Below are 12,554 nucleotides of genomic sequence, written 5' to 3' on the forward strand. Positions count from 1 at the left end.
TCACTTAACAATAGTGACTCAAGTGAGTTTCTATCCATCTAATCCTAAAACTATCGTATGAAGAAAATAATATATTTACTGGGATTCCTCACATTGGGGATCATTGCTTCTTGTGAAAAAGAAGCGGATAACGGTGCAACAGGTGATGTATCCAAGCCGGTCAACATCATCGGGCAATGGGAAGTAACCGCCTACAATGATTCCACCTTTGTATCGGGACCATTCAAGGTGATCACGCTGAAAGATCCTTCCACTATAAGTGATTCGATCACTATTCAAGATACGGAGATTGAATTCTGGAAATTCCAAACCAAGGCATTTGTCGATGAAAAGAATGGCACTTTCCAAACAGAGCTATCTCATTGCGAGGTGAGTAAAGCAGCTATCGGAATCAAAATTTCGAATGGAAAGATAATGAATTCAGATAGTATTTACTTCGAGATACAGTTCGAGGACGATGAGACTCCTTACAAGAACACTTTCCAGTTAAAAGGACATCGAATCAGCCAATAAGATTATATCCCTGCAATGGCGGAAACCTCGGTGTTGGCGGGCTGCTCCTCATCGCGCTTGTTCACCAACTCCTTGAGGGTATCTATCAATTGTTTTTTGTTAAGTATATCCAGTTTCCTGTTGATACGATGTATGGTCACGAACACCGCGTCTAGGGTCCTGTTGGTAATTGAGGCGATATCCTTGCTGCTCATGTTGTTTACAAGTAATCCGCAAAGGATCACTTCACGGTGGGACAGTGAGGGATATGCTTTCTGGATAATGCGTAATTCCCTTTCATAATAAACCAGATCATCCAGGGTCAGTTGCTGGTTCTCCTCCCTGAAATATTTCTTCATCAAACTCTCGTGCATGCTCTTTCCTGTTCTGTTCAAATAGGGTTTCAATTTGGCAATCTCCTCTTTTACCGAATAGAGCGATGAGATAGAGGCCACCGAATATTTCTCCGATGCCTTTGAGAAGTAAATGATATACACTTTTCCTAACAAAGGATTGTGTATGCAACTTAAAGAATATTTCATTATTTCGTGCTTGCCATTCAGAAGAATTATATGCACCTTCTGATCGTTCACCATGTCATCCTTAAGTTTTCGGGAACAGTCTCCCAAATAGGGATTGATCTTCCTCCATGTCGTCAGGTCGAAAATGGCTCCCTCTTGCATTCCCAACGTTTCATAAGCGCGCTTGTTTAATACGACTTCCCCCTTGAGAGGAATATAGATGGCAGTGGGACTGGGAATCTGATTGATGTCAATTACAATTTTGCCGTTCAATGGATATTCATTACCAATTCCCACCTCAATTTCTTGGGTTCGCATTTTACTGTGATTTTAATTGTTGTCGCAAATATATAACATATGGTCGATATTTAAACAGTAGTTAACCAAGAAAAAAATGTTAAGAATATAAAAAATCAAAAATAATCCTCCGTATAGGATTGATCCAAACGCAGTTAAGTAAATTTACATTTTTTTGTGTTATGAATATTAATTCCACACTTTTCCACACTATTTTTCCACACCTCGTTTTTTGACATCCTTGTCAAACTTTCCATATCTCACGGGCATTTACCCCCTATTGGTTTTCTTAGGGTTAATTTCCCGTCACAAACAATTTTCCCCTTTGCTTCATTCTTCTTTTTCTTTGCCGCCTGATGCATTTTCAAGAGGCCTGTGTACGACATGATATCATAGACAAAAATTCGAACTCTCCGTTTGAAAGTGTAAGGGTTGACCGGTTCAGCCAGCACATCACTCCATAAATATTTCATTGTATCTATGTACAAAGAAGGTTTTTCGCATTTCCTTTTTAACGGATCAATACCCAACATTATATCAAACAACTCTCTGGAATTGAACGGGGTGAAGACTTCTTGTACTATATCCCATTCTAACTGGCTCTGAGCCTGCCAACCTCCCATACGATGCTCCCAATAAAACAAATCTAACAGGAGGTAATTAAAACTATTTCCTTTTATTGATTCCCGCCATTTTCTTATTTCTTCTCTTATAAAATCCAATTCCTCCCAACCTTTTTCCATTTGTAAAAAATCATTTTCTGTCAAATGGGCTTTATGCTTTCCATCCGGGTAGCAAGCACATCGACCAATTTCCGAACAACTGCCTTTCACGGCCACTTTTCCGGGTGGATAAATTTTCGACATTCCAAAAGCAATCTCACCCCAGTCATTCATGTGGGCCATATCGGTATTGCCTCGATATATTTCGGCAAATTCGGGAGTAATACTTTTTTGACAATCCCAAATATTAAAATTCAAGTTTAGCGATTTGGACAGGGAGATGGGTATTCTTATATCCATATGCTTGTCACTCATATTCCTGTATTTCAACGTATAAAAACCAATATCGGGAGCAATATCTTTACAACCACTTAAAATAATCCTGGAATCCCATCCCGCAGTCAAACTGAAGGCTAAATCCATATGGTTGTGCGCGACCGAAATTATCTTTTTTAATAGTGTGGAAAACTCTATTACTCCTTCGGAATAATCTCTTCTTTTTAATTCCTGAAAGGGATAGTAACGTTTTTGTTCAAATTCGGAAACCTTGACATAATGATTGGGAACCAGGTGAAAAACGTTTTCATACAAAGTCACACCACTCGGCAGATAATGCTCTCTGACAGTGGCAACATACTCAGAATTAAAATATTCCTCATATGCCCTTGTTTTTTTCAGAGGGATAACTTCATTGATCAATAATGGCTGAGAAGCCGCATAAAAATGATCCTCCTCTTTTGTATAGTAAACTGTCCTCAAACCACAAGCATCATGAAAGAAGATGAAGTCGTCTCCTGTCTTAATGATTAACACGAATCGACCGGTCAAACTATATAATCTTTTTGGAAAATCATTTATATCTTTCAGATTCGAAAGATCGTCGAGTATTTGTTTTGATGTTTCCCCGGGAGCATGTGGATTTAAAATGTAACCGATTAAATAGAGATCATACAATCCTGATGATTTCTCAAATGGACAATCCGGGTGAACGTATATGAAATATTTATCATTCTTTTCCATTTGCCAGGTTTCAAGCCGCTTACACTCCACAGGGGAAAATAAAAACTGTCTTCTATATTTTAAATTATTCATTGTCAGCATGTCGCATCGATTATTTTGTCATAAATATCCAACTGGATTTGAAGAACTTTTGTCTGGTCATTTCTTTGCAATGCTGTCTTCCGGGCTTCGGCGGACAACTTTTTGGCCAGTTCCTGGTCAGTGATAATCTTCTCTATTTGCCGCGCGCATGCCCAATGGTCTCCTGTTGGAAAATAGAGAGCGGACTTATTATGTTCAGCCAACTCAGGCATCGCTCCGGCAAACGACGCGGCAATAGGCGCGCCCACCATCATGCATTCTGCCATAAACAGGCTGTATGTTTCCACAAAAGAAGGAATTACTACCAGGGATGACCTGTGTATTTCAGCTATCATCGCATCTACGTCCATCTTTCCCAACCAGGAAATTGAATCTGCAATACCTAACTTCTTCACTCTCTTAAGCAACCAACTGGTATAACCATCCCGAATCAATCCAAAATGTTTTTTATTAATTTGAATATCGCCACCGATATTCAGTTTTATATTGGGATACTTATCTTTAAGCAGGACAATCGCTTCAAAAAGAACTTGCAAACCCTTATAAGGGATAGCGCCGGAGCATGATGTGAAGATGTTTATCGTTTCGCTGTTATTTTGATATTCCCAAATAGGCGTTTCGTAAAATTCCGCCCTTAGCATGATCCCGGTGTGGAAGATATGGCTTTTGGGACTTACGTGCTGAACAATTGAGTTTACCCAATCCGATTGCACAGATATATTCTCCATCTGTTGAATCAAGCGCCATTCATCTTTTCCATTTTTTTCAAATTCTTTGCGGATGAAATAAGGATGATTTTGAGGTCGAAGTATTTCTTTCAGGCCGATACATCCCAGCAGATCATTCCGGGATAGTCCTCCGTAATAATTTTTTGGAATAGTGAATAACAAACCCTGTATATCCAATACTATGGGCGTCTGAAGTTTCGCCTTAATTATTGAAAAGCCCAAACCGCTTTCCGTTCCCCAAACCTGAATTAAATCGGGCTTTATTTCCTGATTGATTTCTCTAATGAACGAGATTACCTCTCGGGTACCCTCATGGCACTTTTCCCTTTCTTTCTCCGGTATAATCCATTGAGTTATATTACTGACGTTATTTTGCGTAATGGACTTCACATCTCCGTAGCTTACATTATAAAGTTCAATGCCCGGACTTTTTGCGAGAGCGTTTCCCATGGCAATTAACCACGTGCCTGTGGTTTTGATTTTTTCGGTGGCAAATTGCAAGGAGCTAAACCAAAGTATTCTTCTTTTTTTATTCATTTGAAAGTCGATTTTTGCAAATACTGTTATATCGTAGAAACTTCAGATTGAATCATCCACACCCAAGAGAGAAAGCAATAAAAAACTATATATTAAACCATTCAATGCACCCCCAAGATGCAGTAATAACCTGAAAGAAGATTTCATGCTGCAATGATACAAATAATTTTTAACAAAACATCCTTCTACTGTGAATTTTCCGTGTGATGCCTCAACCATTCCTGAACAAATGACATACATCTCCCCATCGAAATTTTTTATGGATCCTCTATTTTTATGCATGCCATTCCATATAGATGATTATCTTTTCAGTCTCGTTAGTCTCTTTTTTGCGCATAAAATCTCACTTTTATCTCGTATATTTGCACCATAAAACGAAAACATGGATATATCTGTTGTCATACCGCTTTACAACGAGGAGGAGTCGCTCACGGAATTGCACGATTGGATCCGGCGCGTGATGCTCGAACACCAGCTATCATACGAGGTTATTTTCGTGGATGATGGGAGTAACGACGGGTCATGGGAAATCATTAAAGAGTTGAAAAACAGAGATGATACTGTAAAGGCGATTAAATTCCGCCGGAATTACGGGAAATCGCCGGCCTTGCATTGTGCTTTCCAGAAAGCGCGAGGTGACGTAATCATCACTATGGACGCCGACCTTCAGGATAGCCCTGATGAGATACCCGAACTTTACCGGATGATCAAGGAAGAGGAATACGATCTGGTTTCAGGCTGGAAAAAGAAAAGATATGATGACAAACTGACCAAAAACTTACCTTCGAAACTCTTCAACGCTACCGCCAGAAAGGTTTCAGGCATCAAACTCCACGATTTTAACTGTGGACTGAAAGCCTACCGTAAGTCGCTGGCCAAAAGTATCGAGGTCTATAATGACATGCACCGTTGGATCCCCGTGTTAGCCAAGAATGCCGGTTTTACCCGTATAGGCGAGAAAGTGGTCCGTCACAGTCCGAGGAAATACGGCAAAAGCAAATTCGGGGCAAACCGTTTTGTCAATGGTTATCTCGATCTGATGACGCTTTGGTTTTTAAGCCGGTTCGGCAAGAAACCGATGCATATCTTCGGACTATGGGGCAGCCTGATGTTCCTGCTGGGGTTGATTGCCATCATTCTTGTGGGAGTCATTAAACTGTATGACATGCATCACGGGAATCCTTACCGGTTGGTGACGGAATCACCCTATTTCTATATTTCCCTTACCATGATGATCCTGGGTACCCTGCTCTTCCTAGCCGGATTCCTGGGTGAACTGGTATCAAGGAATGCGCCTGAAAGAAATCATTATCGGATAGACGAGGAGTTTTGAGAATTGGTTGATTTAATAATCGAACAATGTGATGGTCAACCTGCTAAACCGCAACTAACTTTCACTTCTCAGTTCCCAGTTCCCAGTTCCCAGTTCTAAGTTCTAAGTTCCAAGTTCCAAGTTCTAAGTTCTAAGTTCTAAAATATATGCAAATGAAACATCAATACAATCTCTTCCTGTTCTTGGTTCTTGTGCTGTCCTGCAGCACCTCGGGAAGCAAGCGCGACGACCTTTATTTTCAGGATCAGGGAGAGATATTCACGACCGGGTATAATATCAAGTATGCCTACAACCGCTCACTGAAGGAGGAGATCGTGGCGGAACTCAACAGGTTTGATAGGTCGTTGAACCCTTTCAAAGAGAACTCTATCATTACGAAAGTAAATCGAAATGAACCGGTGGAACTCGACTCTTTCTTCCTGAAGGTGTTCCGTAAATCGGAAGAGATCTCGCGCGCGACAGGCGGGAAATTCGACATAACCGTCTCTCCGCTTATCAATGCATGGGGTTTCGGTTTTCAGAATATGGACACCATCACCCCGGAAATTATCGATAGCCTGAAAGATTTTGTGGGCTATGAAAAAATATCGGTCGATGCCGCGGGAAATATCGTCAAAACCGACCCGCGGGTGCAGATAAACACTTCCGCCATAGCCAAAGGATATGCGTGCGACGTAATTGCCCACCTGCTGGAAAGCTATGGCATAGAGAATTATATGGTGGAAATTGGCGGAGAGATTGCGGCCAAAGGGGTGAACGACAAGGGAAACTGCTGGCGTATCGGGATAGATAAACCCATCGACGATGTCACAGGCGTGTTACACAGCCTGCAAGCAATACTTTCGCTCTGCAATAAATCACTCGCCACATCGGGGAATTACCGCAACTACTATGTAAAAGAAGGTAAGAAATACGCCCATACCATCGATCCACATACCGGATATCCCGCGGAACTCGATATTTTGGGAGCCACCGTAATTGCCGACGATTGTATGAGCGCCGACGCTTACGCCACCGCTTTTATGGCCATGGGGTTAAAGCAATCGGTGGAAACAGCCAAACAAATACCTGGGTTGCACTATTATTTCATTTATGAAAAACCCGACGGATCATTCGGCATAGAGCATTCTGAAGGTTTTGAACAGTTTTTTGTGAAAAAAGATGATGTGTAATAAAATGCCTGCACTAAAAAAGAATGGAAAGCTATCCATAGCATTATCGATATGGCTTATATTCTCTTCTTTTTCTCTTCCTGCCCAAGAAGCCAGGACACCTGCATACCCCAATTTTAAAATCGATGGAACATTGAAAAACAAATTCGAGCATGCCTCCGAGACTGGCATGTTCCGTTTCTCTGTCCGTAACTCCCGTATCGGTGTGGCAGGGAACATCAATTCCTATTCGGCCTACAGGGTACAACTGGAACTCAGCAACGAAGGCAAATTCAGTGTACTGGACCTGAGCGGGACACTGGAACCTGTCGAAGGCCTGTCTCTCACATTAGGACAAACCAGTATACCTTTATTCAACAGTTATATTGTCACTCCCGGTTCAATGATGTTTGCCAACCGCGCTTTCCTGGGGAAATATTTTTTAAGTACCCGTGATTTGGGTTTTGTGGCTAAATATGATTTTCTTCTCGGCACCATTCCCTCGAAGTTTGAGTTTGGCCTGTTTAATGGAAATGCGATCAACCATCCGGTCTGGAAAAAAAACATGTCTTACGGAGGAAGAATGGAATTGGGTAATATGCAGGGGTTTCGCATGACCGCAAAAATATACGACTATCCCAATGACGAAACCACCCATTTTCTTTTCTATGGTGCCGACCTGCGTTACGAGCAAAGTAACTGGAAAGTAGAGACTGAAGTCATGAAGAGAGAGAGTAAAACTGAGTTTCATGGCGATTTGCTTTCTTATTACCTGCAAGGTGCCTACACGATACCCCTGCGGACGAAGATGTTTGAATTTGTCAGGCCAGCCCTTCGATGGGATGCCATTGACGGGCAACCCGACGTAGGCGGTTCCGACGTCAACCGGTTGACAACAGGTGTCGGTTTCGGATTTAATAATGAGCGTTTTTCCTCTATTCTCCGGCTCGATTATGAATGGTATATGGTGAAGCATGGAATGGATATCTTTTCAGCAAATGACGAGATGGATTCCGATAAATTCACCCTGGAGTTGCTCTTTACTTTTTAAGAAGCTGTTTTGAATTTTTTCATCCATTGTTTTTTAGCCATTTTTTGATGGATTTGGATTTTCATTGATTGAAATGTGGCGGGCCACTTAAAAGAAATGAAAGTTCAAAGGCGCGAAAAAGGGCAAAAAACAATATGAAAGAGTGGAAAAATAAGCGTGAAATAATTACTCGTAAAATTCAAAACAGTTTCTCAATATGCTGAAAAAGTATAATGTAAGACGATCGGGGCAGAGATGTGTATAAACCCAATACAAAAAGATTGATAAAATAGCAAAAATATAGATTAACCTGTTTTTTAATTGGGTAGAATTGGGTATTTTTGTCTTTCGCGAACTCTTGGAAAATTGATCAATGCAAACAAATTAATAAATTTCACACATGAAAAGAAAATCTTCCATTTTGTCCCTTCTGCTCATTGTCGGAGTCGCCATTTTCTCGACTTCGTGCAGCAGCAAATTAAAGCCGCTCACGCAGAACAACTTCAACGTGACACCTTCCCCGCTCGAAACAGTAGGGAACCAAATCCCTGTGACCATCAATGGCACCTTCCCCGAAAAATGGTTTAACAAGAATGCCACGGTGACCATCACCCCCATTCTGAAGTATGCCGGCGGTGAAATTGCCGGCACTCCTTACAGTTATCAGGGAGAGAATATCTCCGGTAACAGGATCACCATTTCTCAAAACAGGGGGGGTAATTTCTCGATGAACAGCTCATTCCCTTACACCCCCGAGATGCAATCCTCAGAGCTCTACCTCAGGTTCGACGGAAGAATTAAGCACAAACGCGCGAATCTGCCTGATCTGAAAGTGGCTGACGGAGTGATCGCCACATCAGCCCTTGCCGATGTGGCAACCACCACCCCTTCCGTGGCGCCTGATGGATTTCAGCGTATCATTCAGGACGCCCAGGAAGCCAATATCATGTTCGTCATCCAGCAAGCCAATTTGCGCCAGAGTGAGTTGAACAAACGGGATATGGCAGAATGGAAACGTCGTGTGGAAGAAGCGTTCAACGATCCCCGCCAGAAGGTGAACGTGGAGGTGTCCGCCTACGCGTCACCCGATGGAGGCCTCTCCCTTAACGAAAGACTGGCCGCTGAGCGGGAACGCAACACATCCCAATATCTGGAAAGTGAACTGGGCAGAAGGAAAATCGACACCGATGTCTATGCGCATTACACAGCCCAGGACTGGGAAGGATTCCGTCAACTGGTTTCCGCCTCCAATCTGCAGGACAAAGAACTGATCCTGCGTGTACTGGAGATGTATCCCGATTCCGAGACCCGCGAAAGGGAAATCAAGAATATCTCTTATGTGTTCGAGGAGCTGGCAGGCACCATCCTGCCTCAACTGCGCCGTTCACGGATCATCGCCAATATCGAGATCATCGGCAAGTCGGATGATGAAATCATGACCGCATGGAAGCAAAACCCGAAAGAACTATCGGTGGAAGAATTATTGTACGCCTCCACGCTCACCAGCGACGAGACCCTGAAAGAGAGTATTTATCAATATGCGACTGCGAATTTCTCCAACGACTACAGGGGATGGAACAATATCGGAACCATGTTCTTTAAACGCGGGGATTATGCCAAAGCTAAACAATCATTCGATCATGCGGCGCAGGTGAATCCTTCCGCCCCGGAAGTAAATATGAACAAAGCCCTGTTGGCTATAATGGACAATGACCTGAACTCCGCCAACGAACTGTTGGGACGGTCTGCCGGTGCCGCCGGACTTGATGAGGCCATGGGGCTCCTCAACCTGTTTCAGGGGAATTACAACCAGGCTGTGGGTGCTTATGGACAAAGCAAAAGCAACAATGCAGGCTTGGCGCAATTATTGGTGAGAGACTATAACAGGGCAAAACAAACGCTTGAGGCAGTGGAAAATCCCGACGCGACAACGGCTTACCTGCTTGCCGTGATCGCCTCCAGAACCAATAACTTCAACGAGGTGGCATCCAATCTGCGTACCGCCATCGGCAGGGACAGAAGTGTCGCCGCCAAGGCTCTGAACGATCTGGAATTCGCGAAGTATCGCGCTAACCAGGAATTTATGTCAATCGTCAGATAAAATCCCACCACTGAAAGAATAGTTCTCATTACCCCTTACAAGGTTTATAAGACAGAGAGGCCGTCTCAAAATGAAGATTGACTTCAAAGAGGCAGTCTCTCTTTTTTGTGAAAACCCCATTCAAATGAAATGAACGAAGCTAAAAACACCTAACTTTGCCGAACAGTAAATGATCTCCCATCATGAAATGAAATCAAGATGATAAAATCACTCAAAATAAAGATTGTGCTCAGCCTCTCCCTGCTGATCCTTATGTTGATGGCCGCCGGCGTCATATCTATTCTGGATTTCAAAAAAATAGGAAATTCAGTAGATGTGGTGTTGAAAAACAATTACCAATCCATTGAATCAGCGAAGAAGATGCTCGATGCTGTGGAAAGGGAAGATAGTGGTATATTGTTATGGCTGATAGGGAATAAAGATTCGGGAATCGAAACCGTTTCGTGCTCCGACTCCATAATCAGGAAAGCAATCGTGGATATAGAGGAAAACATCACCGAAACCAACGAGGCACAGTATGCAAGGGCTATTATGGACGAGTATGAGCAATATTATTCGTCCGTAATGACAATATTGAAAGGCGGATATGATACCGAAGAGTCCAAACTGATATACTATGGCAGAACGGATTCGCTTTTCTTCAAAACAAAAGAGGCCATTAACAGACTGATGGTGTTGAATCAAGATCAGATGTACCGGCAGTCGGCGATCGTGAAAGAGCAATCGCGCCGGGCCATGATGCCTGCCATCGTCTCTATCGCGGCCGCCATCATCTTCGCGCTATTGCTTTACTTTTTTATCGGCACTTATTTTATCCGGCCCGTCAGACAACTGATCAACAGTATAAGGGAATACTATCCGGAGAAAGGCCGATTGTCCACCGGAATAGTATCCGAGGATGAGTTTAAGAAACTGGAAGAAGAAATCAACCTGTTGATATACCGTCTGCGGCGGACTAAAAACTCAACATAAGCATTAGATCAATGATACGAACAAGGGTAATCATCAAATATCTGGGTTACATACTACTGTTCAATGCTTTATTCCTGTCCATTTCGGCAGTGATTTCCTTTGCCAATGATGAGGACTCGGCGAGCGCGCTCCTTTTCAGCGCCTTGTTAACCGCGGTGTTGGGAGCTTTCCCGCAAATTTTTGTCGAAAAGATAGAAGAGATATCTTTTCACGAGGGATTGGCCATCAGTGTGATGGGTTGGATCATTACCTGTATCGTCGGCATGATCCCCTATTACATCTGGGGAGGGGAATTCAGCCTGGTGAATGCGCTTTTCGAGAGCGTCTCAGGCTATACCACAACCGGGGCAAGCATCTTGAGTGATGTGGAGGCGCTTCCGAAAGGATTGTTATTCTGGCGTTCTTCCACCACATTTATCGGGGGTGTGGGTATTATTCTTTTTGTGCTGCTGGTTCTACCGGAAAAGAAAGGGGTACAAGCCAGCTTTTATCGCTCGGAAGTATCGGACCTGTCGAAAATGAATTTCCGGGCCCGCTCCCGATATATCATCCGCATGATAGCCACCGTCTATTTCACGTTAATCGTGGTGGAGACAATCCTGTTGAAACTGCTGGGCATGCCTTTTTTCGATGCCATTTGTCATTCATTTTCCACGGTGGCGACAGCAGGTTTTTCCACGAAAAACCTGAGTATTGCCGCTTATGACAATATCTGGATAGAACTGGTCGTGATGTTTTTCATGTTGATCAGCAGTATGCATTTCGGTCTGGTGTATGGTACCATGACGAACCGGAAGACAACTATTTTCACTTCCCGTCCCACACGCATATATATGGTTGTCATATTCATCGGCATTCTTCTGATAACTTTTCAACTGGCACAGGAAAAAGTATATGGACTGGGGGAATCCCTTCGGTACGCGTCTTTCCAGGTGATTTCACTGGTAAGCACTACCGGTCTTTCGACTGTGGATACGGCGAAATGGCCCTTGTTCTCTATCATCCTGCTTCTGTATTATTCCATACAGTGTGGGATGGTGGGCTCTACAGCCGGCGGTATTAAATTCGACCGGATCTATCTCTTCTTCGCATCCGCGAAAAAGCAATTCAAATCGATCATTCATCCCGAAGGAATGTATGTCGTGAAAATGGATAAAAAAATCATCGATCACAACCTTGAGTTACAGGTTATGATCTTTATCGTCGCTTATCTTATCACGATGATGACCACAATCCTGCTGCTTACAACCATGGGCATAGATGGAATGACTTCTTTGTCGGCTTCCATCGCCACCATCGGAAACGTGGGTCCGGGTTTCGGGGATGTGGGTTCATTCGGCAATTACGGCCTGCTCCCTGACGCGGCCAAATACATACTTTCAGTCAACATGTTGTTGGGACGTCTGGAAATTATGAACGTATTCGCTCTTTTCTTATTGCTGTGCAGGAAAGATTAGAACCAAGAACCAAGACACAAGACACAAGACATAAGATTCTATGAGATAGTTATTCAGCAGTTATTCGGTAATAACGGCGTAGCCAAATCACACTCGCTCAATGAGCGAATAG

10 protein-coding genes are annotated in these 12,554 nt (G+C 43.1%); 7 read left to right on the top strand and 3 right to left on the bottom strand.

The window, feature by feature from the left end; all coding sequences use genetic code 11:
* Positions 1 to 57 precede the first annotated feature (57 nt).
* The gene (locus D7D25_RS14245) at positions 58 to 513 is read left to right on the top strand and encodes a lipid-binding protein (RefSeq protein WP_122969610.1); all 456 of its coding nucleotides are present in this window, start codon (positions 58 to 60) and stop codon (positions 511 to 513) included.
* A 2-nt stretch (positions 514 to 515) separates the two neighbouring features.
* On the opposite strand, the gene D7D25_RS14250 is transcribed toward D7D25_RS14245, so the two are convergent.
* From D7D25_RS14250 to D7D25_RS14260, 3 genes are all read right to left on the bottom strand, one after another.
* Positions 516 to 1,331 (bottom strand): hypothetical protein, encoded by an 816-nt coding sequence (locus D7D25_RS14250; RefSeq protein WP_122969611.1) that lies wholly within the window; start codon positions 1,329 to 1,331, stop codon positions 516 to 518.
* Positions 1,332 to 1,570: 239 nt separating this feature from the next.
* Positions 1,571 to 2,860, bottom strand: a complete 1,290-nt coding sequence (locus tag D7D25_RS14255) for a hypothetical protein (RefSeq protein ID WP_148038943.1) — start codon at positions 2,858 to 2,860, stop codon at positions 1,571 to 1,573.
* 266 nt (positions 2,861 to 3,126) lie between these two features.
* Positions 3,127 to 4,398 carry a glycosyltransferase family 4 protein gene (locus tag D7D25_RS14260; protein WP_122969613.1) on the bottom strand — a complete coding sequence of 424 codons (1,272 nt, stop codon included), beginning with the start codon at positions 4,396 to 4,398 and terminating at the stop codon, positions 3,127 to 3,129.
* A gap of 382 nt (positions 4,399 to 4,780) precedes the next feature.
* Between D7D25_RS14260 and D7D25_RS14270 the strand changes: the two genes are divergently transcribed.
* From D7D25_RS14270 to D7D25_RS14295, 6 genes are all read left to right on the top strand, one after another.
* Positions 4,781 to 5,731: a glycosyltransferase family 2 protein gene (locus tag D7D25_RS14270; protein WP_122969615.1), complete on the top strand. Its 951-nt coding sequence runs from the start codon at positions 4,781 to 4,783 to the stop codon at positions 5,729 to 5,731.
* Positions 5,732 to 5,877: 146 nt separating this feature from the next.
* Entirely contained in the window at positions 5,878 to 6,903 is a 1,026-nt protein-coding gene (locus D7D25_RS14275; protein ID WP_122969616.1) for an FAD:protein FMN transferase, read from the top strand.
* Entirely contained in the window at positions 6,893 to 7,933 is a 1,041-nt protein-coding gene (locus D7D25_RS14280) for a hypothetical protein (RefSeq protein ID WP_221408014.1), read from the top strand. The genes D7D25_RS14275 and D7D25_RS14280 overlap by 11 nt, the downstream gene beginning before the upstream one ends.
* A 379-nt stretch (positions 7,934 to 8,312) precedes the next feature.
* A complete protein-coding gene (locus tag D7D25_RS14285; protein WP_122969618.1) occupies positions 8,313 to 10,013 on the top strand; it encodes a lipopolysaccharide assembly protein LapB in 1,701 nt (566 codons plus the stop codon).
* 198 nt (positions 10,014 to 10,211) lie between these two features.
* Positions 10,212 to 10,985 (top strand): hypothetical protein, encoded by a 774-nt coding sequence (locus D7D25_RS14290; RefSeq protein ID WP_122969619.1) that lies wholly within the window; start codon positions 10,212 to 10,214, stop codon positions 10,983 to 10,985.
* Between the two features lie 11 nt (positions 10,986 to 10,996).
* Positions 10,997 to 12,442: a TrkH family potassium uptake protein gene (locus D7D25_RS14295; RefSeq protein ID WP_122969620.1), complete on the top strand. Its 1,446-nt coding sequence runs from the start codon at positions 10,997 to 10,999 to the stop codon at positions 12,440 to 12,442.
* The last annotated feature ends 112 nt before the right edge of the window (positions 12,443 to 12,554 follow it).

Origin of the sequence: Proteiniphilum sp. X52 (assembly GCF_003712195.1) — a bacterium.
Taxonomy (GTDB): Bacteria; Bacteroidota; Bacteroidia; order Bacteroidales; family Dysgonomonadaceae; genus Proteiniphilum.